Source organism: Oceanihabitans sediminis (assembly GCF_003337215.1).
Lineage (GTDB): Bacteria > Bacteroidota > Bacteroidia > Flavobacteriales > Flavobacteriaceae > Oceanihabitans > Oceanihabitans sediminis.
Window position 1 is genome coordinate 146,762 of sequence record NZ_QPIG01000003.1, and the last position, 23,720, is coordinate 170,481.

Consider the following 23,720-nt stretch of genomic DNA (forward strand, 5'->3'; position numbering starts at 1 on the left):
CTAATTATTTTTGCTATTAATTAGTAGTGTAAATATTATCCTCTTCATTTTTTCATTAGCTTTGCATCATTATATATAGTACAAATTCTGAAAAATTGAATAAATTTAAAGGTAAAAAATTCTTCAGACCTAACAACTTAAAAAACTCATAAATTTTGAGCAATAATCAATCTATATTAAATACTGCAAAACAAACTATTGAAATGGAGAGTAAATCCATTTTAAATTTAGCTAGTTTAATTACAGAAGACTTTGCAGATGCTGTAAACCTTATTTATAACGCTAAAGGTAGAGTTATTATTACAGGAATTGGTAAAAGTGCCATAATTGCCACCAAAATAGTAGCTACATTAAATTCTACAGGAACTCCTGCCGTTTTTATGCATGCTGCAGATGCTATTCATGGGGATTTAGGTTTAATTCTAAAAGAAGACATTGTTATATGTATTTCTAAAAGCGGAAACACGCCAGAAATTAAAGTCCTTGTTCCTTTAATTAAGAACGCAGGCAACAAAATGATTGCTATTACTGGTAATAAAGACTCCTTTTTAGGAAAACAAGCAGATTATCTTTTAAACGCTTATGTTGAAAAAGAAGCTTGCCCAAACAACCTTGCTCCTACAACTAGTACCACGGCACAATTAGTACTTGGAGATGCACTTGCCGTTTGCTTATTAGAATTGCGCGGCTTTTCTAGTACCGATTTTGCTAAATACCACCCAGGAGGTGCTTTAGGTAAAAAATTATATTTACGAGTACACGATATCTCTTCGGTAAACCAAAAACCAAAGGTTACTCCAAACACTAGTATCAAAGAAGTAATTGTTGAAATTACCGAAAAAATGCTTGGGGTAACTGCTGTAGTAGAAAATGATAAAATCATCGGGATTATTACCGATGGGGATCTACGTAGAATGCTTACCAAAGTAGATGATTTCTCTAAGCTTACTGCAAAAGACATCATGAGCGAAAACCCAAAACGCATCGATATTAACGCTATGGCCGTAGATGCCATGGAGGTTTTAGAAACTTACGGAATCTCACAACTTCTTGTAGAAGAAAACGGAAACTATGGCGGTGTAATTCACGTACATGATTTAATTAGAGAAGGAATTATATAATGGCTAAAAGAAAGAAGAATGTAAACGAAATGTCCTTTCTAGACCACCTAGAAGATTTAAGATGGCATTTAGTACGTATTTGTATTGCAATCGTCCTTTGCGGATTTGCAGCTTTTATATTTAAAGGATTTATTTTCGATGTAATTATCCTAGGGCCTAAAGATATGTCATTCCCAACTTACCGCTGGCTTTGTGCGGTTAGCCAATTTATTGGTATAGAAGACGCTACTTTCTGTGGGGAAAGTTTCCCTTTCAGAATCCAAAGTAGAACCCTAGCCGGACAATTTTCAGCCCATTTATGGACCTCCGTGTATGCTGGATTCATAGTTGCATTTCCTTATGTATTATACCAACTTTGGGCATTTATAAGCCCAGGAATGCATGAAAACGAACGTAAACATTCAAGAGGGTTTATCATTGTATCTTCCCTTTTATTTTTCTTAGGAGTACTTTTCGGTTACTATATTGTAACACCTTTATCCATCAACTTCCTAGGAACTTATTCGGTGAGTCAGCAAGTGCATAACGATTTCGATTTAAGTAGTTATATAGGTTTAGTAAGATCTACCGTAATTGCTTCAGGATTAATTTTCGAGCTTCCTATAATCATCTACTTCTTAACCAAAGTAGGCTTAGTTACTCCAGAATTCTTAAAAAAATACAGAAAACACGCATTAGTAATTGTACTAATCCTTTCTGCAATTATCACCCCTCCAGATATTGCGAGTCAGATAATTGTTGCCATCCCCATATTAATACTATACCAAGCAAGTATTTATATTTCGAGATTTGTAGTAAAAAGAGAAGCTAAAAAGAAAAAAGAAACTAAAATAAAAGAACATGTCTAATATAGTAACAGAGTTTAACGAGTATCGTTCTAAAATGAACGATAAAATTTTAGCCGATAACAATAAGGTCATCAAACGTATCTTTAATTTAGACACTAACGCTTTCGCGGAAGGCACCCTAGATAAGAAAACTAAAGAATTACTAGGCCTAGTAGCATCTATGGTATTACGTTGTGACGATTGCGTAAAATATCATTTAGAAGCATGTTATAACGAAGGTTTAACCAAAGAACAAGTAGTGGAATCCCTTTCTATTGCAAACCTAGTTGGAGGAACCATTGTTATTCCACACCTACGTAGAGCCTATGAATATTGGGATGCTCTTGAAAACCAAGGTTAAACTTTACTTAAATTACTAGTGATTTTATAATAGTAAATTGCTTTTTACTATTTTTAGCATTTACAATACAGATATGAAGCTTAGAGCAGAACATTTAATGAAGTCCTATAACGGTAGAAAAGTTGTAAAAGATGTTTCTCTAGAAGTCAACCAAGGAGAAATTGTCGGACTTTTAGGCCCTAATGGTGCAGGAAAAACAACTTCGTTTTATATGATTGTTGGACTGATTAAGCCAAATGGTGGAAATATTTACTTAAATGACACCAATATTACCAAATACCCAATGTACAAACGTGCACAAAACGGTATTGGATATCTAGCACAAGAAGCTTCTGTATTCAGAAAATTAAGTATCGAAGACAATATCTTAAGTGTTTTACAACTTACAAAGCTTAGCAAGAAAGAACAACTCCATAAAATGGAATCCCTTATCGAAGAGTTCAGCTTAGGACATATTCGTAAAAGTAGAGGGGATTTACTTTCTGGGGGAGAGCGTAGACGTACAGAAATTGCTCGCGCCCTTGCAACCGACCCGAATTTTATTTTATTAGATGAACCTTTCGCTGGTGTAGACCCTGTAGCGGTAGAAGACATCCAACGTATTGTAGCTCAACTTACCAAAAAGAATATCGGTATCTTAATCACCGACCATAACGTACAAGAAACCCTTGCCATTACAGACAGAACCTACCTGATGTTTGAAGGAGGAATTCTTAAAGCAGGAAAACCAGAAGAACTTGCAGAAGACGAAATGGTTAGGAAAGTCTACCTAGGTCAAAACTTTGAATTACGTAGAAAGAAACTGGATTTTTAATTTTTTTTGTAGATTTCCCCTAATAGAAAGACTCCCATTATCTTTTTAAACTTTTAGTTCGCCATTTTTTAATATTAGGTACTAAAATCTAACATTCTAACTCTGTCATTCCTCCAAAGACAAAAATCCACTAACAAGAGTAAGCCCATCGCTTAGACGCTCCCCTCTTTAGCCAAAGAGGGGAATGAATTTGCTGAAGCTCCGCGAAAGCAAAGAAAGGGGAGTTTGAAAGTAAAATACTATATATCTTAGTAAAATTATCATTCTTACGCAGACAGGAATCCATTCAACTTATTGCTAAAAAAAATCACCCTTTTTAAGAATAAGCTCCTTAGTATCCCCTCGGCTTATTTTTCGTTTGCGTAGTAAAACAAATAAAAGACGCAGAAAGGACGCGGAGGATGGCCTAGCGCAGCGTTTTGCCATCCGCATGATAAGGCTTTTATGTAGTTTTCAAGCAAACGAAAATCCGCCTAGACTTTTTTGGTTCGTTTTTTGATCAATGCAAAAAATGAACATTTATAAATAAATAAATAAAGCACCTTCTGTCATTCCTCCGAGGCAGGAATCCACAACCAAGAACAAAGCCCATCACATAGACGCTCCCCTCTTTAGCCAAAGAGGGGAATGAATTTGCTGAAGCTCTGCGAAAGCAAAGAAAGGGGAGTTTGATTACTGAAAACCATCATATTCATTTATAAGAAAAAAGCCCCTTAGTATGCCCCCGGCCTATCGAGGATTTATCGTAAAATTTGAAATGAAGACACCGTAAAATTTTAGGCTGTTTGAGCTTATCAAAACACTATTTGAACGAGTATTCTAATAGCGAGTTCCTAAAATTTAGGTGGCAAATGAAAAATTTAGATAAAGCATCGTCAGCCTAGATTTTTTTTGGTTCGTTTTTTTGATCAATGCAAAAAAATGAACATTTATAAATAAAGCACCTTCTGTCATTCCTACAAAGGCAAAAATCCACTAACAAGAGTAAGCCCATCACATAGACGCTCCCCTCTTTAGCCAAAGAGGGGAATGAATTTGCTGCAGCTCCGCGAAAGCAAAGAAAGGGGAGTTTGAAAGTAAAATACTATATATCTTAGTAAAATTATCATTCTTACGCAGACAGGAATCCATTCAACTTATTGCTAAAAAAAATCACCCTTTTTAAGAATAAGCTCCTTAGTATCCCCTCGGCTTATTTTTCGTTTGCGTAGTAAAACAAATAAAAGACGCAGAAAGGACGCGGAGGATGGCCTAGCGCAGCGTTTTGCCATCCGCATGATAAGGCTTTTATGTAGTTTTCAAGCAAACGAAAATCCGCCTAGATTTTTTTTGGTTCGTTTTTTTGATCAATGCAAAAAAATGAATATTTATAAATAAAGCACCTTCTGCCATTCCTCCAAAAGCAGGAACCCACTACCAAGAATAAAGCCTATCACATAGACGCTCCCCTCTTTAGCCAAAGAGGGGAATGAATTTGCTGAAGCTCTGCGAAAGCAAAGAAAGGGGAGTTTGATTACTGAAAACCAACATATTCATTTATAAGAAAAAAGCCCCTTAAAAGGCACCCGGCTTATTTTTCGTTTGCGTAGTAAAACAAATAAAAGACGCAGAAAGGACGCGGAGGATGGCCTAGCGCAGCGTTTTGCCATCCGCATGATAAGGCTTTTATGTAGTTTTCAAGCAAACGAAAATCCGCCTAGATTTTTTTTGGTTCGTTTTTTTGATCAATGCAAAAAAATGAACATTTATAAATAAAGCACCTTCTGTCATTCCTCCAAAGACAAAAATCCACTAACAAGAGTAAGCCTATCGCTTAGACGCTCCCCTCTTTAGCCAAAGAGGGGAATGAATTTGCTGCAGCTCCGCGAAAGCAAAGAAAGGGGAGTTTGAAAGTAAAATACTATATATCTTAGTAAAATTATCATTCTTACGCAGACAGGAATCCATTCAACTTATTGCTAAAAAAAATCACCCTTTTTAAGAATAAGCTCCTTAGTATCCCCTCGGCTTATTTTTCGTTTGCGTAGTAAAACAAATAAAAGACGCAGAAAGGACGCGGAGGATGGCCTAGCGCAGCGTTTTGCCATCCGCATGATAAGGCTTTTATGTAGTTTTCAAGCAAACGAAAATCCGCCTAGATTTTTTTTGGTTCGTTTTTTGATCAATGCAAAAAATGAACATTTATAAATAAATAAAGCACCTTCTGTCATTCCTCCGAGGCAGGAATCCACAACCAAGAACAAAGCCCATCACATAGACGCTCCCCTCTTTAGCCAAAGAGGGGAATGAATTTGCTGCAGCTCCGCGAAAGTAAAGAAAGGGGAGTTTGATTACTGAAAACCAACATATTCATTTATAAGAAAAAAGCCCCTTAGAATCCACCCGGCCTATCGAGGATTTATCGTAAAATTTGAAATGAAGACACCGTAAAATTTTAGGCTGTTTGAGCTTATCAAAACACTATTTGAACGAGAATTCTAATAGCGAGTTCCTAAAATTTAGGTGGCAAATGAAAAATTTAGATAAAGCATCGTCAGCCTAGACTTTTTTGGTTCGTTTTTTGATCAATGCAAAAAATGAACATTTATAAATAAATAAAGCACCTTCTGTCATTCCTCCGAGGCAGGAATCCACAACCAAGAACAAAGCCCATCACATAGACGCTCCCCTCTTTAGCCAAAGAGGGGAATGAATTTGCTGCAGCTCTGCGAAAGCAAAGAAAGGGGAGTTTGAAAGTAAAATACTATATATCTTAGTAAAATTATCATTCTTACGCAGACAGGAATCCATTCAACTTATTGCTAAAAAAAATCACCCTTTTTAAGAATAAGCTCCTTAGTATCCCCTCGGCTTATTTTTCGTTTGCGTAGTAAAACAAATAAAAGACGCAGAAAGGACGCGGAGGATGGCCTAGCGCAGCGTTTTGCCATCCGCATGATAAGGCTTTTATGTAGTTTTCAAGCAAACGAAAATCCGCCTAGATTTTTTTTGGTTCGTTTTTTTGATCAATGCAAAAAAATGAACATTTATAAATAAAGCACCTTCTGTCATTCCTCCAAAGACAAAAATCCACAACCAAGAACAAAGCCCATCGCTTAGACGCTCCCCTCTTTAGCCAAAGAGGGGAATGAATTTGCTGAAGCTCTGCGAAAGCAAAGAAAGGGGAGTTTGAAAGTAAAATACTATATATCTTAGTAAAATTATCATTCTTACGCAGACAGGAATCCATTCAACTTATTGCTAAAAAAAATCACCCTTTTTAAGAATAAGCTCCTTAGTATCCCCTCGGCTTATTTTTCGTTTGCGTAGTAAAACAAATAAAAGACGCAGAAAGGACGCGGAGGATGGCCTAGCGCAGCGTTTTGCCATCCGCATGATAAGGCTTTTATGTAGTTTTCAAGCAAACGAAAATCCGCCTAGATTTTTTTTGGTTCGTTTTTTTGATCAATGCAAAAAAATGAATATTTATAAATAAAACTCCTTCTGTCATTCCTGCACACGCAGGAATCCACTTCAAACCTATAAAGCAAATAATAAAAGAAACACACTATATACAAGAAAAAGCCCCTTAGTATGCCCCCGGCCTATCGAGGATTTATCGTAAAATTTGAAATGAAGACACCGTAAAATTTTAGGCTGTTTGAGCTTATCAAAACACTATTTGAACGAGTATTCTAATAGCGAGTTCCTAAAATTTAGGTGGCAAATGAAAAATTTAGATAAAGCATCGTCAGCCTAGATTTTTTTGGTTCGTTTTTTGATCAATGCAAAAAATGAACATTATCCTTAACTAGAGATGCTTCCCTCGTTACCTCCATCTCAATGACAAAACAACAACCCTATCATTCCTGCACACGCAGGAATCCACTAACTACTAACAACTAACAACTAAAAACTAAAAATCACCCCTCCTTCTTAGGAAGAAACAACTTCACCACTTGCATCACCAAAAACGCAACAAAACCAATTAGTATCCCTAATATAAATTCCCTAAGCGTACCAGGAAGCATTTCTAAGAAATGATGAAAGAACTCTATATTATGCGCAAATATCCCACCGGAAACAAGAAGCAAAGCAATAGTTCCTATTACAGACAAACTCTTAATCACTACTGGCAAAGCCCTAATCAAAAAATTCCCAATACGACTAGAAAAACTTTTCTTATTAGCACTCAAGCTCACCAACTTATAGCCAAAATCATCCATTCTAACAATAAGTGCAACAATACCATAAACCCCAATGGTTGCAATTAAGGATACAATAGAAACCACCAATATTTGAAAAAGTATCGGTTTACCCATCACCGTACCTAAAGCGATAATAACAATTTCTACCGATAAAATAAAGTCTGTAAAAATAGCAGACTTAATCTTCTTCTTTTCTGCAATTCGTTGATCTGCTTCAGAAACATCCTTCAAAGCTACAACTGCAGCCTTCTTTTTATGCGGAACAATATACTCGTAAACCTTTTCAACGCCTTCATAAGCTAAATAAATTCCCCCTAAAATCAATGCCAACTTCACCGCCCATGGCGCAAAAGCACTCAGCACAAAAGCAATAGGTAAAATAATTAGTTTATTGAGTCCAGAACCCTTCGTGATTTCCCACAAAACAGGTAATTCTCTAGAAGAAACAAAACCAGTAGCCTTTTCAGCATTCACCGCCAAATCATCTCCTAGAATCCCAGCAGTCTTTTTGGTACTAATCTTTGCCATGACTACAACGTCATCCATTAAAGCCGCTATATCATCTAATAATGCAAAAATACCTGATGCCATCTAATATGTTTTAAAATTGCTTCTTCTATTTAGAAAATAAGGATAAAATAATATATGTTAAAATAATTAATGGTATGGCTGCAAACTGAAGAACTACCAATAAAACAAGGCTTAGAATAAGAAAGATATAACGTATCGCATTGTCTTGAAATCCGTAGTTTTTAAACTTCAATGCAAAAAGTTTCACCGGACTATTCAGTATATAAGTACTCAACAACGTTATCCCTAACAAGAACCAAGTATTCAAAATTATAGCATGCATAGCATCGCTGTTCTGAAACTCTAAAATTAACGGAAAGGATATAATAACCAAGGCATTTGCCGGTGTTGGTAAACCCTTAAAAAAGCTCTGCTGCTCTTCGTCTATATTAAATTTAGCCAACCTATAAGCAGATCCTAAGGTAATTAACAAACCTACAAAGGCTAAAGGAACTACCTCCGTATCTCCTAAAGTCATAAAAGAATCCCAGGAACCTACATTTGGCTCCGGACTAGTAGAAGCTAAAGCCAAAAGCTTATACATGATAATACCAGGAACCAAGCCACTTGTAACCATGTCTGCTAAGGAGTCCAACTGCACTCCTAGCTCACTTTGCACCTGCAATTTCCTTGCAAAAAAACCATCAAAGAAATCGAAGAAGATTCCTAGAATAACAAAAAAAGCAGCATAAACAAAATTGTTTTCTACAGCTAATATTACAGCAATGCTTCCACAGAAAAGGTTAAGCAGAGTAATTAAATTCGGAATAAATCTTTTTAATCGCATATATCAGTTTATGATGTAAAAATAACAAACTATTTTCGTCTAAAACAAAAATTAAACAATATCTATTGCTTTTTCAAGTTTAATATATTGGAAAATAATAGCATATTTGTAAAAAATAAATCTTTGAAAAGACTACTAACCATACTACTCCTAACCCTTTGCGTAAATCTCTCAGCGCAAACCCTTAGAAAATACTCTAATGAATTTATGAATATTGGTGTAGATGCTGCTGCACTAGGTATGAGCAATGCGGTTACAGCCTTTTCAAGCGATGTAAATTCTGGCTATTGGAATCCTGCCGGATTAGTAAATATGGAAGACAAACAACTTGCACTAATGCATGCTAGCTACTTTGCCAATATTGCCAATTACGACTACGCTGCTTTTGCAATGCCTTTAGATCATGACAGCGCTATTGGTATATCCTTAATCCGGTTTGCAGTTGACGATATTCTAAATACTACCGAATTAATCGATTCCGAAGGAAATATCAACTATGACAGAATTAGTAAATTTTCCACAGCCGATTACGGGGTAACCTTTTCCTATTCACGACGATTACCTATAGATGGGTTTAACTACGGAGTAAACGCTAAAGTTATTAGACGTGTTATTGGGAAATTCGCAAACTCTTGGGGTTTCGGACTTGACGCTGGGGTACAATTCGAATCTAAAAACAATTGGAAATTCGGCCTGATGGCTAGAGATATCACCACAACTTTTAACGCGTGGTCTATAGACAAAGAAGAGTTTGCCAAAGTGCAAGATGCTGTCGAAGGGCAAAACCAAGAGCTTCCGGAAACTACCGAGCTTACCATCCCGAAACTGCAATTCGGTATAGCAAAAAAGTTTATATATCGCCATGATTTTTCCATCCTAACAGAAGTAGATTTAAACATTCGTTTCGAACAAAACAACGACTTAATTTCTACCTCAGTAGCAAGTATCAATCCAGCATTCGGCTTTGAAGTAGGCTATATCGATATGGTCTACCTTAGAGGTGGTGTGGGTAATTTCCAAAACGAATTACAAATAGATAATTCCGAAAAAATAGGCTTCCAGCCCAGTATTGGTATCGGATTCAAATATAACTGCATTCAAGTAGATTACGCCTTTACAGATATTGGCGATCAAAGTGTAGCACTATATTCCAACGTATTTTCCCTAAAAATAGATTTTGACTGTTTCAGATAGTTAAGCAAAATAATATGAAAAAGCTTTACCTACTTTTATGCTTCTTTTCCTTGGTATACACCCAAGCACAAACCAACTACGCCAACACACAAGTTAGTGTTTTAACCATAGGGCCAGGATCTTCCCTTAACGATGCCTTTGGCCATAACGGAATCCGAATAAAAACCCCTACTTCCGATGTGGTTTATGACTACGGAAGGTTTCCTTTTGACGACCCAAATTTCTACTTAAATTTCGCAAGAGGTAAACTATTATATTCCCAAGGATTTAGCAATACCTTACCGGTTATTGAGTATTACCGAAGCCAAAACAGAACCATCAAAGAGCAGGTTTTAAACCTTACGGAAGAAGAAAAAAGAGACATACACGCCTTTTTAGAAACCAATGCCCTTCCGCAAAACAGAGAGTATTTATACGATTTCTTTTACGATAACTGCGCTACAAAAATTAGAGATGTTCTAGAGCAAACTACACACCATAACGTACAATTTCATACACCAGAAGCTCTAGGTGATAACACCTTTAGAGATTTAATCCGTCAAAATGTACATTGGAATTCTTGGGGCGGACTAGGAATCGATCTAGCCCTAGGTTCTATCATAGACCAAAGAGCAACCGATTACGAACACATGTTCTTACCAGAATATATCCATCAGTTTTTTGAAAATGCTTCTCGTGATGACAACAACCAAAACTTGGTTACAAAATCGGAAGTTATTTATACCAAAATAGAAACTGAAAAAGATCAAAACTTTTTCCTTAGCCCTTTATTTATTATCGGCGTACTAAGTCTTATCATCTTATACATCACTTTCAAAAACTACAAAACCGGAAACCGAAACAAATGGCTTGATTTCAGCTTATTTCTTTTCACCGGACTAACAGGAGTTTTCCTCTTACTATTATGGTTTGCCACAGACCATACTACAACCGCAAACAACTACAACCTACTTTGGGCCTTTGCATTAAACATTTTGGTAGCACACCAAGTCCTAAAAACAAAAGTAGCAACCTGGTTTAAAAAGTATCTAAGCTTCCTAATCATCCTACTTGCTCTACTCGTTTTCCATTGGTTCACCGGAGTACAAAGCTTCGCATACGCGCTTATCCCGCTACTTATTGCAATAGCTGTGAGATATGTGTATTTGTTTAATTATTTTTCTAGGAAATAGGAAACAGGTATTAGGTATTAGAAGCTAGTAAATAGAAACTAGAACACTAGGACTAAGGTTAAAAGATTTGGGAATAGGAATTAAGGATTTGGGATTAGAATACTAGCAACTAAGTTTTAGGATTTCAGGTTAGGAATTAGGAAACAGGGATTAGGGATTAGGGATTAGAAAATAGCAAATAGAAACTAGGAGTTAAGGTTTTGAAATTAGAAGCTATAAAAACAAGCAATAATCACCTATCAACCTACAATACACAACAAACAACTAAACTATTAACGACTATACTACTAACGATTAAACGAATAACCACCAAACACCTCCCCACTTTTCACTTATCACTTATCACTTTTCACTTTTCACTTTTATCTTTTCACTTAAAAAACCACTAAACTATTAACAACTATACCACTACCCACTACCCACTAACAACTAACTCACTGCCCCCTATAATAAACAACAGTACTCAAAGTCTTCAGAAAGATTTTAGCATCCAAAAAGAAACTTCGATGCTTAATATAATACAGGTCGTATTGAAGTTTTAACAAGCTATCTTCCACAGAAGCCCCATAGCGAACCAATACCTGTGCCCAACCAGTTAGTCCAGGCTTAATAATATGTCTCGTTTCGTAAAAAGGAATAACCTCCGACAATTCTTTAACAAAAGAAGGTCGCTCCGGTCTTGGTCCAATAAAACTCATATCCCCTAAAAGAATATTATAAAACTGTGGAACCTCATCCAGTCGGCATCTACGCATAAATCTCCCAAAAGGAGTGACTCTAGCATCATTTTTACTTGCCCAAACAGCACCATTTTTTTCCGCATTTTCTACCATAGTACGAAATTTCAGAATATGAAAATGTTTACCATTTTTACCAACTCGCTCTTGCTTATAAAACAACGGTCCACGATTAGCAAGCATGTTTCCAAATAAAATAAAAGGAAGAAAAAACACAGCTAGTAGAAGCCCCACAACAGCAAAAAGCAAATCAAAAATACGCTGAAAAAACAAGTACAATTTGTTATGATTAGATCTGCTAAACGGAAAGTATTTATAAAAGTCTTTCCCAACAAACTGCACAGGCACACGATAAGTCATCTCTTCATATACCTGCGTATATTCTTTAATAGGAAAACCTCTTTCCAATAAAGCTATTAAATGGTGATACAAGTCCGGATGAATAGTATCCGAATTATAACAGGAAACCACTATTTCAGAGATTTGCTGTTTTTTAATTACCTCATGTATGTCCTTAACTACCACCTCCTGTAAACCAAAAACCTCCTCCGGTTTCTCTCCACCACAATTAACAAAGCCAACGATTTTATAATTCGGATCCGAACTACCTAACTCCTGTAAAACTTTACCAACATTACAAGAATCACCCACCAACAAAGCCTTTTTATAAAATCTAGGGGAAGCAACAAAACCTATATAAGCAAGACGCCATACTGTCAAGCCTAGGATAATCGCTAAAAAGAAATATAAAATCTGTAACCTATTTGCTGGTAAAAAAGGTGTAAAAAAAGGAGTAAGCAAGTAGCATAAAACAGTAACCGAAACCGTTAAAAGAATATTTGATAAAACAGCATCTTTTCTGCTGGCCTTTTGTAAATCATATAGCTCAAACACCGTTCCAAAAACACTTAAGTAAACAGCCAAAACCAAAGCCCATGTCCAGTTCTCTTCGGTAACATAAAAATAATCAAAAGCAAAGGATTCACTAATAATGAAAAGAGACAGAAACACAAAAAACACATCAAAAGTGCGTAATAGTATTTTCCTTTCAGAAATATTAAAATGAACCGACCTCTTTTTACCCATTAATATAATTAATTTCAGAGTAAAGATATAAATATACAAGAAACAAACAAGTATTTTACCAAATCCTTAATCCTAAACTCAAAGCCCAACAACCCACACCTAAAACCTAACACCTAATCCCTAAAACCTACCACCTAATCCCTAATCCCTAACAACTAACCCACTCCTCCTTTACCACCTCCCAATCAAAAGCCTCCACCTTTTTCCTAGCTGCCAAAGCCATTTCTCTACTAGCCTCTGGATGAGCAACCAACTGTTGTATAGCCCCTACAAAAGCAGCTGCATCCTCTGGAGCAACCAACAAACCATCTTTCTTGTCTGTAATTAGATACGGCATCCCACCAACATTCGTAGAAACCACCGGCAACCCTAAAGCCATAGCTTCAATCACACTTACCGGCATATTATCAAAATTAGTTGTATTAATAAATACATTATAATCTTCAGAAAGACTAATCCATTCTTCCTTTGGCAGCTTTCCGGTAAAACGAACAGACACCTGTAAATCTTTAGCTAATTGTTGCACCGCCTCCAAACTACCATCTGCATCTGGCCCAACCATACAAAGACTAGCAGAAACACCAGCATCTTGTAACTGCTTCAATACACGTACTGCCAAACAAGGGTTGTATATTTCAGAAAACGAACGTACCCAAAGCATTCTAACATCGCTAAAATCTCGTTCCTTAAAGGCATACTTTTCTATTTCTATAGAATTCGGAATGTACTTAACTCCTTCATAACCTGCTTCTTTAAAGGCTTCCACCATATACAAAGACGGAGAAACCGTTTTATAGGCATGTTTAAAAACTAAGTTAGATAAAAACGGACTATCCGCTAATCTACTTGGTAAATTCCCGCCGTGCAGTATAGGAATATAGGGCAGTTTCAACACCCTGCATAACTGACTAACCACCACAGCATAATAAAAGTTTAGGGTACTATAGGTATCTATAAAAACCACATCTACCCTATCCGACAAGCTTATACAGCTACGAGCCATATCCAACAGCCTTAAAACCTTATTTTGTTTAGAGGAAGCATAATACATAGCAAAGCCCTCCTTTTCCAATAAAGCTCCTAAAACCTGTATAGAAGAGGTATTAGACTGCTGGTTTCTTAAGTTGTTTCCTATGTAAAGGACGTTTTTCATGAGTGACGTTTAATAAAGCTAGGGCATAAATAAAGGCTGGCATAGCTATACGCATACCAGAATGGTTAATAGTTGCAAACCAAAGGCACAGAAAAGCATAAAAAAACAAATTTTTCTTATTCTGAGAACGGTAATATAAAGGAACAAAAATTAATATCATTAAAATAACAACCCCAGGGAAACCATGTTCAGCCAAAGTTCTACTTATCTCGTTATGGGAAGCTAACCCATGTCCTTTGGTCTCAATACGCAGGTCTTTAGCTCTACTAGAACCAATTCCCCAAAAAGGGCTAGACATAAACCCCTCTAGCTCTTCAATAAACAAGTCTACTCTACCTGTTGAAACGTCTTCTTTTTCACGCCCTAAAGCATCCTGGTTAGCATAACGCTTATCCAACATATTATTGGTTTGTATAGAGGTATAGGTCCAAATAGCAAAAATACTTAAACAAAACAATACTAGTAATTGAGCAATTTGATTTCGCTTCCTAGTATTGACATAACCATAATAAATTACTAAAAAAGCAATAACCGCAATAACAGCAGCATAAATCCCTCCTCTACTTAAAGTAACTAAAGCTCTAAAACTCAAAAAAGCAAAAAGACTAATATGTAATATTTTTAAAGTTAAAGTAGGCGACTTCATAAAAAAGCGAACCGTTAAAACAAACATCCCCAAACCAAAAACAGTAGCTACTTGATTGGACCCAAAACCTCCAGAAGCTGCTGTATTAGAAGCCGTACTAGTAATAACTTCCTTAATGTCTGGTGTATAAAAGAAGTTATAAACCATATGTGCTATTAACGGGAAAAGCATATACAACATTACTGCCTGTATTTGTTTAGAACTCACTTTTTTATCATAACAAAACAATGCAGCCACTCCCAAACATACAGGTCCACTTAGCACAAAAGCTACATTCGTTCTAAAATTTGCATCATAACGCAAGGTAGTAGAGGCTACAAAAATAGAGGGAACTAAAAGTAAAAGATAAATAAAGTACGGAAAGGCTTTACCTGATACCCCCCTATAAAACATACCTATCATCGCAAAAAGAACCACTAGATATTTAGATGCTTCGTAGGAAACAGATCCTTTAGTTGTGCGCATAAATACTTCTATCCCTACAAAATAAGCACAAGCTTTTAAAACTTCAAAAGTCTTCTTATCCCCCGAAACCACAACAACTTGATGCAAAAAACAGAAAAATGCACCAAAAAAATATAGTTTTGCTAAACTTTCATTAAAATAAATCAACATCCCTAAAGCTGCATGCAACCCAATGGCGCCGATATATGTAATATTAGTTTTCAATATTCTTGATTTTCATTTGTCTATATATAATACCTTAATTAATTTATACTTTTACGCTAAAGTATTTCTGTTTTTATTCTAAGATTATAATACTTATAAGTAAATTTTTCTACAACCCCTCTTTGCTTGTTTAAAATTGTTTTATACTGTGTATCACTTAACCCCATAAGCTCCCTTATAACTTCTCTTAAATTTTCTGCACTAACCTCTTTTAAGCAATAACCTAACTCACCATCTATAATATATTGCCCTATAGAGGAAATATTAGACACTACAGGCAAGCAACCATAATTCATAGCTTCCGCGATCACTTTAGGAAAGCCTTCAGAAGCAGTGGTAGGCATCAAAAACACTTGGGATTCTCTATATATTTCAAAAACTTCATGTCGGGGTAAAAATCCGTGAAATTTAAAACGCATCCCTGTATCTTTGCTTATTTCCAAAAAGTAATCCTTTTCTTTACCATCACCTACTAGATGTACAACTCCTATTCTACTTTTTTCACTTGCAGATAGACCTGCTAACGCTTTTATTATCCGCTCTACACCTTTTGGTTTTTCTAACCTACCAACATAACAAAAATTAATAGTGCTCGCTATACTCTTTTCTTTTCCTAAACGAAGCCCTTCTTCTAATTCGTTAATGGTTAAACAGGGGTTTTCAAAGGTTATACAGTGCGTTGGCTGATTAGGCCAACTTCCATTCATCGTAACTTTCCTAGATTGCTGCTGCAACATCCATCGTTGCAGTCTATAGCCTAATGGTGGGGTTTCTTGATTCCAATTCCCGGCATATTTAAACCATCCAGGCTTTTTAACGCATAAACTTAGAAAAGGGATAACATAAACTCCAATCCCTGTTGGTGCACGAAATTGAAACTTATCTGCCTTTTTTAAAGTATTATAAATGATACTAATTACCGATGGTGCTTTCCAAAGTATTTTCAACTTTGCTCCAACCCCATGACCTCCCAATGGGGGTAAGGACACAAATACAACCCGATCAGAACTGTAGCCTAATGCACTTGGAGGTGCTTCCAGCTCATGCAACATAGCAACATGATAAATTGTGTCAAAAACTTCTAACAGATGATTAATTTCGTTAATTGTAGGCCCCCAACCTACAATGCTTCCATCCTTTAATTTATAATGCTCGGTATGTGATATAATGGCTAACTTCATGATTAAGCTTCAAGCATCTCAATATACTTTTTAATTATTACATCCCAAGAGTGAGACACTGCCCAGCTTTTAGCTGATTGACTATACGAATCCTTATTTGTTAACAAGTGCTCCAAAGCCTGTTGAAACTCCAAAACAGAATGAGTGTTCACTAAAAACCCCGTTTTACCATCCAAAATAGCATCAGCAATACCACACCCCTTAGCTCCAATAGCAGGAACACCCATAACATTAGCCTCTAATATAGCAATTCCAAAACCTTCTACATCCCCCGTCTCACTTTCTGAACTCAACATAACAAACACATCGGTAGCCAAGAGCCCTTCCTTTAAAGTCTTGTCATCTACTGCACCATGAAAATGCACTTCATTTTCTACTCCTAGCTCCTTTGCTTGCTCCATAAAAGCATCTGCTTCTGTAGGTATCCCAAAGCAATGGTAATCTATGTTTGGATAGTGTTTTTTTAACTCTGGTAATAGTTTAATAACTTCTAGTTGTCCTTTTCGGCTACTTACCCTTCCAACGGTTGTTATTACAGGACTTCCTTTTAAGTCGCACTTAACCAACTTATGAGCCTGCCAATGGTTCAAATCAATCCCATTAGGTATCACCTGTATATCTTTCTTTAAATGTTGTACTAATTGTTTGGTATAAGAAGATACTGCTACAATAGAATCAAAACGCTTTAAAGACAAATCAATACTCTTCCTTAAAGCGGCGGACTTAAAATTCACCTCCGTCCCATGTATCACCGCCATCGTATTTCTTTTAAATAATAAGGAGCAAAAAGCCACATTCCATAAGGAAAACTTCCCAGTCGCTATCACATGATCCGTTTGTCTAAATGCCTGCATGGTGATGAGAATCCTTTGAAAATACATCAAAAATCGTACAGACCGTATCGGAATCCGCTTCACAACAAAAGGCAAATTCTCATCAAAAAGTACTTCTTCTGTAGGGTCCACATCCCGTTGGTCTGCTATAACAGTTACTACATAGTCATGTTTAGAGAAGTATAAAGCTAAATTATACGCATGATTCCCTATCCCCCCCGGCTGCGGAGGAAACTCAGAACTTACTATCAATATGCGTTTACTTTTCATTTCTAATAACTAAATACTACTGACTAACAACTAACAACTAAAATACTTTACACTCCTAATCCCTAGTCCCAATACCTAATCCCTAACTACTATATACTAACGACTAATCCCTAATCCCCAATACCTAATACCTAAACACTATCTACTAAAAACTTTTCCCTTTTCACTTTTCACTCTTCTCTTTTAGTTTTTAACTCTTCAATCAATGCCCCCTCTTTTAACTTCTTACTAGCCAATCGCCAAGACCATACCACCTGGATAACAACCACCGGCAGCAACAATACACTTAAAAGTACTCCAAGAACCAAAAATGGTTTATTCTTTTTAAACTGATACGGAAAAATAGAAATAGGTACGGTTCGTAACAAACTTAACAGAGCTGCTCTCTTCCCAAAATACTTTCTAAAATAATACAACACACTAGGAATCGGTCGTGGTGCAAAAAAATTAGAAGGCCTAAAGGCATCCCAACTGCCCATTTCTCGTAAACCTCCAGTTCCTGCTTTAACATCTATACAGGATGCATACGGGTTAGATACCGACTTCAAGCCTGCTAAATATACACGCATGCCAAACTCCCCATCACCCATTCGTTGTTTTTCAAATTGTCTATCAAATAAACCTACTTGCTTAAAAACCCCCTTATACAACATAGCATTACCCGTTGCAAACTGAGAAGCTAATGTAAAAAACGACCTTTCTTTGGGTATTTCTTGCCCTTCTGGATAAAATACACCGGCCGACACCTGCGCCTTAAAAAAGTTTATACATTTTAAATGGGTAGATATCCAATCTGCATTTACACGTACGTCATCTTCCGATAAAGCTATGAACTCCCCTTTGGCTTCTTTAATGGCTGTGTTTCGTGCTAACCACAGTGCTTTTTCTTCCTGTTTAATCACACGAAGATTCAAATCAAACGCCTTATAAAAATCAGACTGGAAGGGTACGGACTGATCTACCACCAATACTTCAAAATTTTTGTAATCCTGCTGCTCCAAGTCACTAAGTACATCTTTTAAATAAGTATAGCGATTCAGCGTTGGTATCACCACACTAACCAAAGGCGCATCCAACACTAAAGCTGAATCAAAAGTTTGCCAGCCATCATTAGTAATAGGCCGCTGTAAATAGGTACTTCTTTTTACATTTCTTGTATTATGATAAGCTAGAATTTCTTTTATCGGGTTTTTAAAAGAAAGCAAACGAAGTAGCAACACATATAAGACCCATACAGGATGAAAATACTTTCGTATAAAACGATATTCATCTTCAATAGGTACTTTTTCAAAAGAAGCATAACTCGCGGTTCCTCCTATATAGCCCTTATTTAATGCCTGCCAAGAAAGGTCATATTCTTTTGCAACAGCACTTGTAAAATTAGAATCTGGCTCCAAACACTCAAGAACATCTTTTGGCAGTTTATTTGGAATAGGGAAAACAGAGCTCCCGTCTTTTTTATAAAGCTGAAAGTACTGGGTAGGTTGGAGGAATTTAAGGAATAAAAACTGCATTATTCTTTATAGGATTGACAAGTAAAAAATGAATTAACAAAAACTTCAGTAAACAACATAGCTCCTTTTTTATTTACATGATCAGCATTGCTAAACAAATTTCTTTCATGCAATATATTCGAAAAATTATAATAATTAGATAGGTGATTAGATATTATCTCTAAATTTCCTTCTGCCTTATATATTGGTGAAGTAAAATAAACTACTTCAATGTTATTTAACCTACAAATTTCATTAATTTCTATAAAATGAGAATTAGATTTATCCTCTAATAAAAACCTGTAGGGTTTGTCTTTTTGTAAATTTCCTATCGATTCTGTATATCCCTTAGACTCTGAGTAGTCAAGACCTTTATTTAAACTACTTAACAAAACATTGCGATATCCTAAACGAGCGTCAAATACTTGGTATCTATAAAAAGGTAAATACTTAAATAGTTTATACTCTGATCCATAAGGCTCAAAACTCTCATAAACATCATCATCAACTATATAAGGAATCCAACTCAATTGACCTGTCCTATCCGGTTTTTCTTTACTGTACGAATGATCTACTTGTATAAAAATTCTATTAGCAGTATTATGTTTTAAATATTCTTTAACAGCAACTTTGATTTCCAACGGACCAGATGCTTGAATAGCCAAATTGAGTCCTCTTTTCCCTGTTTTTTCATAAATAATATTCGGAATCACATAATTATTTGCTCTAGAGGACCCAAAAACAACATAGTCTAAGTCTTCATTCTTTAGATCATGCATCCACATGACTTTATTCCTATAAGCTCCATTTTGATACACCCAACTATATATAGAGTCTAACAAGTACATAGAGCCAACTAAAATGGAGACTAAGACAATTATGTATGTTATAAATTTTCTCATTAAAATTGAAAGTATATAAAGTCTTGAGCTATTGAAAAACTTCCAAAAACCAATATCATTATAATAACAGCACCAACTTTAATATAGTTTGGTTTAGCTGAACATAATGGAAATTCACTATTTCTTGAAAACCACTCTATTCCTAGTAAAATTAAAATTAACGGTAAAAGTTCAAAAGAGAACCTTTCTAATCTTAACATTTCGATACTAAAATCACCTTTAAAAATTCCCCCAATATATTCAAATGCAGTTTTTATAGAAGTAGCCCTAAAAAACACCCACCCAAACAAGGCAATACAATAAGTTGAAAATAGAGAAACTATTTCTATAAACGTCGGAAAAATCCTATTAGCAGCAATTGTATCGGTATTAATCCTATTCTTATTTGAGAGTAATAAAGGAATAAAAAACAAAGCATTTATCGCTCCCCATACTATAAAGGTCCAATTGGCTCCATGCCAAAATCCGCTGACTATAAAAACTATAAAAACATTCCTAATTTGTTTAGTTCGTGTAACTCTACTTCCACCCAGTGGAATATATACGTAATCGCGAAACCATGTAGTTAATGAAATATGCCATCTTCGCCAAAACTCAGCTATATCTCTAGAAAAGTACGGATACCTAAAATTAACCATTAATTTAAAGTTAAATAAACGTGCTGTTCCTATGGCAATATCTGAGTAGCCTGAAAAATCACAATATATCTGAAAGGAAAAATAAATAACACCCAAAATTAGAGTCGCACTTGAGAAACTAGTGTGATTTGCAAAAATTTCATTCGCGAATTGAGCACAGTTATCTGCGATAACAATTTTTTTAAATAGCCCCCATATAATTTGTTTAACACCAATAATCGCTTCATCTTTATTAAATTCTCTTTTCTTAAAAAACTGAGGTAAAAGATTAGTAGCTCTTTCAATAGGACCAGCAACTAATTGTGGAAAAAAAGCAACAAAAGCAGCAAACCCTATAAAATCTCTAGTTGGCTCTAGTTTTTGTCGATAAATATCGATTGTATAACTAAGTGTTTGAAATGTATAAAATGAAATCCCTACAGGTAAAATTATGGAGAGCGAATTAGGTTGAATTGTTCCACCAAAAAATGTAAAGGCTGTAGTAAAATTGTCAATGAAGAAATTGTAGTATTTGAAAAAACCTAATAAACCCAAATTCACGAACAAACTGAGAAAAAGAAGCAACTTCCTGCTCTTTAGATTACTTGTTTTATCCATCTGAAGCCCAATTGTATAATCTACAATTGAGCTAAATAATAATAGTGATAAAAACCGCCAATCCCACCATCCATAAAAAACATAACTCGCCGCCAAAATAAGTATATTTTGGTACTTAAGGCTTTTGATAAATATAAACCAATATAATATAAATACTATTGGTAGGAATATGGCGAAATCTATTGAATTAAAAAGCATCTAATCAACTTGTCTATTGTAAAACATTCTGCAAACTCTTAAAAAACTTTCCCAAAGTAAGCTTCTCCTCCCATAACTTTCTATTAGTATGCTGTAAATCTATAAATTCATTTTCAGTTAAATCGTTATGAAATTCAAATACTTTTTGTGCTACGTTCATACGATCCTTATACTCCACCCAAACCACATGTTTTTTCCAAGAAATAGTGTTATCTAAGGGTAAAGCGCAATCGGTATTAATAAATATAGGAATTCGCCCCATAGCCAAAGCTTCATAAAATCGTACCGAAAAATTTCCTGCTCCTCGTACACAAACAATATAATCAGAGTCTTTTAAATTATTGTAAAACGCTAAGGTAGTCTCATGGTAATCCTTATTACTATGCACTCCTGCTCGGTATTTTTTTCTAAATATAAAATTAGAAATTACTTTATCAGACTCTTGCAAATTGCTTAAAACCCTTGCTCTTAAATAAGTTGTAGAAAGCAACTGCTGGGGATCCTCTTTAGTTAAACCTAAATAATATTTCATGTTTCTACCTACAGTTTTTACTACTTCTTTAATAGCATTAACACGAGAGCTATTTGCTTGACCACAAAACCCAACAATAGCTTTAGTAGTATATGGCCTAAGTAATACTTTTTCGGTTTTGTAATATTTTTTTAAAGGGTCTTCTATAAAAGGAGGAATACAAAACTCATAATGCTTAAACTTGCTTTTATAGCCTCCAGATCGAAGATGTATAATAGTGTTAAAACTTGGTATTTTAACTCCAAAATCTCCAACATTAACCACAAGAACCTTTTTATGGAGCCGACCACATTCCTCTATAAAGGATACCGCCAGACTCTCCTGTTTTGTTTTTACATAATAATTCCAAGCCATGGTCAGGATCACTAAATCCGCCGCTTCCATCCTATCGGTAAACGCAAAATCTTGCTCAGAAACCCCATAGACTTCTATCCGCTGAGTATCGGTAAAATCAGCTCCTTTTATAAATGGTTTTAAAAGAGGAAATACCATACCTCGGTAGGTTGCATCATAATGTAAGAGTGGATAGTATAGTTTCAAATTTGGCGTTTTATATCGTTTTGAACTTATGGTTTATGCATTTTTATCTTTGTAAAAATCAAGAAATGCCAACAATTGCTTTTCTGTGTCAAATTCCTTTCTTACTCTTTCACTAGCATTCTTTGAAATATGCGCTTTTTCTTCGTCAGTCATGTATAGCACTTTCTCTATTTGATTTGCTAGAGCTTTTGGGTTATTCTTAGCAACAACCCATCCAGTTTGACCATGTAACACATTTTCAGCCAAACCTCCAGCATTACTTACTATACAAAGTTTCCCCATAGCCTGCGCCTCTAATACGGCATTGCAAAAGCCTTCTTGCTTGCTGTATTGCAAATAAATATGGGCATCCTCTAATGCTTTTTGAACCTCTTCATGCGGTAGCTTCCCTAAAAACTGCACCTCATCTTTTAATCCTAGTTGGTAAGCAGCAAATGCAATACGCTCATACTCCTTTCCTTCCCCTATAATTTTATAAGTAAAAGCAAAACCCTTCTCTTTAAGTATAGCTAAAGCTTCAAGCGTAGAAACCACCCCTTTTATCCAATGCAAACGTGCTGTAGTAATAAATACTAAATCATTTGAAACTTTAAAATTAGAGGTTTTATGTGCAAATATTTTCATCGCCACGGCAGGAGTAATTTTACTTGTTGGAATAGAATCAGGTAATCCATTTTTTTTCGCTAATTCCAAAAGGTAATCAGAAATAGTATGCACCTTATCTACATACTTCCATAACTTAGTATAACATCCTGGATATTTCACTGGGTAAACTACCATATCAAAACCTCGAAAACTAACCGCCATTTTAGCTCCAATGGCTTTGGCTACAGTTTCACTGCCTAAGGCCATCGTAGCAAAACCAAAGTGCAACCAATCAACCTTCGCTTTCAGTAAGTGCGCATTTAAATACACCTTCTTTATAATTTGTACCCATAAAGTTTCTTCAGCTCGCTCCAATTTCACATATCGTATTACCGTGAATAAGTATGGCAACAGCAACACAAACTCTTTTATAAAAAAACATAATTGCAGGAACGGATTCTTACTCACCTTAGGACTAACAACAATGGGACAAAGTGTAAATTCATCGTTTCTATGCTGACAAAACAAGCGCACTTCTACTCCATTCTCCTGAAGCCCAAGAATTTTGGACCGAAAGAAAGTTTCTGAGTAACCAGGGGGTTGTGAAAGTACAATTCCAATGCGCAT

General features: G+C 35.6%; 18 protein-coding genes. 6 read left to right on the forward strand and 12 right to left on the reverse strand.

Features of this window, described 5'->3' with window-relative positions; translation table 11 throughout:
- The first annotated feature begins 203 nt into the window (after window positions 1-203).
- The 4 genes from DU428_RS09060 to lptB all read left to right on the forward strand — a co-directional run bounded on the left by DU428_RS09060 (window position 204) and on the right by lptB (window position 3,123).
- A complete protein-coding gene (locus DU428_RS09060) occupies window positions 204-1,121 on the forward strand; it encodes a KpsF/GutQ family sugar-phosphate isomerase (RefSeq protein ID WP_113966563.1) in 918 nt (305 codons plus the stop codon).
- Window positions 1,121-1,969: a twin-arginine translocase subunit TatC gene (tatC, locus tag DU428_RS09065; protein ID WP_113966503.1), complete on the forward strand. Its 849-nt coding sequence runs from the start codon at window positions 1,121-1,123 to the stop codon at window positions 1,967-1,969. Before DU428_RS09060 ends, tatC begins: the two co-directional genes overlap by 1 nt.
- A complete protein-coding gene (locus tag DU428_RS09070; protein WP_072352090.1) occupies window positions 1,962-2,309 on the forward strand; it encodes a carboxymuconolactone decarboxylase family protein in 348 nt (115 codons plus the stop codon). Before tatC ends, DU428_RS09070 begins: the two co-directional genes overlap by 8 nt.
- 73 nt (window positions 2,310-2,382) lie before the next feature.
- Window positions 2,383-3,123 (forward strand): LPS export ABC transporter ATP-binding protein, encoded by a 741-nt coding sequence (gene lptB / locus DU428_RS09075; protein WP_113966502.1) that lies wholly within the window; start codon window positions 2,383-2,385, stop codon window positions 3,121-3,123.
- A 3,902-nt stretch (window positions 3,124-7,025) separates the two neighbouring features.
- Here lptB and DU428_RS09080 read toward each other — a convergent pair.
- Together DU428_RS09080 and DU428_RS09085 are read right to left on the reverse strand one after the other, a co-directional pair.
- A complete protein-coding gene (locus DU428_RS09080; RefSeq protein WP_113966762.1) occupies window positions 7,026-7,901 on the reverse strand; it encodes a DUF808 domain-containing protein in 876 nt (291 codons plus the stop codon).
- A gap of 25 nt (window positions 7,902-7,926) precedes the next feature.
- Window positions 7,927-8,667 carry a CDP-alcohol phosphatidyltransferase family protein gene (locus DU428_RS09085; RefSeq protein WP_072353256.1) on the reverse strand — a complete coding sequence of 247 codons (741 nt, stop codon included), beginning with the start codon at window positions 8,665-8,667 and terminating at the stop codon, window positions 7,927-7,929.
- Window positions 8,668-8,790: 123 nt separating this feature from the next.
- On the opposite strand from DU428_RS09085, the gene DU428_RS09090 reads away from it, so the two are divergent.
- Both DU428_RS09090 and DU428_RS09095 read left to right on the forward strand, forming a co-directional pair.
- A complete protein-coding gene (locus DU428_RS09090) occupies window positions 8,791-9,861 on the forward strand; it encodes a putative type IX sorting system protein PorV2 (protein WP_072353274.1) in 1,071 nt (356 codons plus the stop codon).
- A 14-nt stretch (window positions 9,862-9,875) separates the two neighbouring features.
- Window positions 9,876-11,033 (forward strand): lipoprotein N-acyltransferase Lnb domain-containing protein, encoded by a 1,158-nt coding sequence (locus DU428_RS09095; protein ID WP_113966761.1) that lies wholly within the window; start codon window positions 9,876-9,878, stop codon window positions 11,031-11,033.
- 434 nt (window positions 11,034-11,467) lie between these two features.
- Here the strand turns inward: DU428_RS09095 and DU428_RS09100 are convergent, their stop codons facing one another.
- The 10 genes from DU428_RS09100 to DU428_RS09145 form a co-directional block, all read right to left on the reverse strand.
- Complete coding sequence (locus DU428_RS09100; protein ID WP_113966760.1) at window positions 11,468-12,856, reverse strand: sugar transferase; 1,389 nt, start codon at window positions 12,854-12,856, stop codon at window positions 11,468-11,470.
- 148 nt (window positions 12,857-13,004) lie between these two features.
- Window positions 13,005-14,009: a glycosyltransferase family 4 protein gene (locus DU428_RS09105; RefSeq protein WP_072353259.1), complete on the reverse strand. Its 1,005-nt coding sequence runs from the start codon at window positions 14,007-14,009 to the stop codon at window positions 13,005-13,007.
- Window positions 13,960-15,324 carry an O-antigen ligase family protein gene (locus DU428_RS09110; protein ID WP_243633484.1) on the reverse strand — a complete coding sequence of 455 codons (1,365 nt, stop codon included), beginning with the start codon at window positions 15,322-15,324 and terminating at the stop codon, window positions 13,960-13,962. The genes DU428_RS09105 and DU428_RS09110 overlap by 50 nt, the downstream gene beginning before the upstream one ends.
- Window positions 15,325-15,380: 56 nt before the next feature.
- Entirely contained in the window at window positions 15,381-16,505 is a 1,125-nt protein-coding gene (locus DU428_RS09115; RefSeq protein ID WP_113966758.1) for a glycosyltransferase, read from the reverse strand.
- Window positions 16,506-16,507: 2 nt separating this feature from the next.
- Window positions 16,508-17,608 carry a glycosyltransferase family 4 protein gene (locus DU428_RS09120; RefSeq protein WP_113966757.1) on the reverse strand — a complete coding sequence of 367 codons (1,101 nt, stop codon included), beginning with the start codon at window positions 17,606-17,608 and terminating at the stop codon, window positions 16,508-16,510.
- 170 nt (window positions 17,609-17,778) lie between these two features.
- The gene (locus DU428_RS09125; RefSeq protein ID WP_113966756.1) at window positions 17,779-19,122 is read right to left on the reverse strand and encodes a glycosyltransferase family 2 protein; all 1,344 of its coding nucleotides are present in this window, start codon (window positions 19,120-19,122) and stop codon (window positions 17,779-17,781) included.
- Window positions 19,122-20,003: a hypothetical protein gene (locus DU428_RS09130; protein WP_113966755.1), complete on the reverse strand. Its 882-nt coding sequence runs from the start codon at window positions 20,001-20,003 to the stop codon at window positions 19,122-19,124. Before DU428_RS09130 ends, DU428_RS09125 begins: the two co-directional genes overlap by 1 nt.
- On the reverse strand, window positions 20,003-21,436 hold the full coding sequence (locus DU428_RS09135; protein WP_113966754.1) for an MBOAT family O-acyltransferase: 1,434 nt from the start codon (window positions 21,434-21,436) through the stop codon (window positions 20,003-20,005). The genes DU428_RS09130 and DU428_RS09135 overlap by 1 nt, the downstream gene beginning before the upstream one ends.
- 13 nt (window positions 21,437-21,449) lie before the next feature.
- Window positions 21,450-22,508 carry an exostosin domain-containing protein gene (locus DU428_RS09140; RefSeq protein WP_123796510.1) on the reverse strand — a complete coding sequence of 353 codons (1,059 nt, stop codon included), beginning with the start codon at window positions 22,506-22,508 and terminating at the stop codon, window positions 21,450-21,452.
- Window positions 22,509-22,541: 33 nt separating this feature from the next.
- The gene (locus DU428_RS09145) at window positions 22,542-23,720 is read right to left on the reverse strand and encodes a glycosyltransferase family 4 protein (RefSeq protein WP_113966752.1); all 1,179 of its coding nucleotides are present in this window, start codon (window positions 23,718-23,720) and stop codon (window positions 22,542-22,544) included.

What these genes read in the sequence shown, in the direction of transcription:
- DU428_RS09105 (WP_072353259.1), bottom strand. Translation starts at nt 14,009, where the DNA reads ATGAAAAACGTCCTTTACATAGGAAACAACTTAAGAAACCAGCAGTCT.
- DU428_RS09100 (WP_113966760.1), bottom strand. Translation starts at nt 12,856, where the DNA reads ATGGGTAAAAAGAGGTCGGTTCATTTTAATATTTCTGAAAGGAAAATA.
- DU428_RS09070 (WP_072352090.1), top strand. Translation starts at nt 1,962, where the DNA reads ATGTCTAATATAGTAACAGAGTTTAACGAGTATCGTTCTAAAATGAAC.
- DU428_RS09125 (WP_113966756.1), bottom strand. Translation starts at nt 19,122, where the DNA reads ATGCAGTTTTTATTCCTTAAATTCCTCCAACCTACCCAGTACTTTCAG.
- DU428_RS09060 (WP_113966563.1), top strand. Translation starts at nt 204, where the DNA reads ATGGAGAGTAAATCCATTTTAAATTTAGCTAGTTTAATTACAGAAGAC.
- DU428_RS09095 (WP_113966761.1), top strand. Translation starts at nt 9,876, where the DNA reads ATGAAAAAGCTTTACCTACTTTTATGCTTCTTTTCCTTGGTATACACC.
- DU428_RS09080 (WP_113966762.1), bottom strand. Translation starts at nt 7,901, where the DNA reads ATGGCATCAGGTATTTTTGCATTATTAGATGATATAGCGGCTTTAATG.
- tatC (WP_113966503.1), top strand. Translation starts at nt 1,121, where the DNA reads ATGGCTAAAAGAAAGAAGAATGTAAACGAAATGTCCTTTCTAGACCAC.
- DU428_RS09145 (WP_113966752.1), bottom strand. Translation starts at nt 23,720, where the DNA reads ATGCGCATTGGAATTGTACTTTCACAACCCCCTGGTTACTCAGAAACT.
- DU428_RS09085 (WP_072353256.1), bottom strand. Translation starts at nt 8,667, where the DNA reads ATGCGATTAAAAAGATTTATTCCGAATTTAATTACTCTGCTTAACCTT.
- DU428_RS09120 (WP_113966757.1), bottom strand. Translation starts at nt 17,608, where the DNA reads ATGAAAAGTAAACGCATATTGATAGTAAGTTCTGAGTTTCCTCCGCAG.
- lptB (WP_113966502.1), top strand. Translation starts at nt 2,383, where the DNA reads ATGAAGCTTAGAGCAGAACATTTAATGAAGTCCTATAACGGTAGAAAA.
- DU428_RS09115 (WP_113966758.1), bottom strand. Translation starts at nt 16,505, where the DNA reads ATGAAGTTAGCCATTATATCACATACCGAGCATTATAAATTAAAGGAT.
- DU428_RS09135 (WP_113966754.1), bottom strand. Translation starts at nt 21,436, where the DNA reads ATGCTTTTTAATTCAATAGATTTCGCCATATTCCTACCAATAGTATTT.
- DU428_RS09130 (WP_113966755.1), bottom strand. Translation starts at nt 20,003, where the DNA reads ATGAGAAAATTTATAACATACATAATTGTCTTAGTCTCCATTTTAGTT.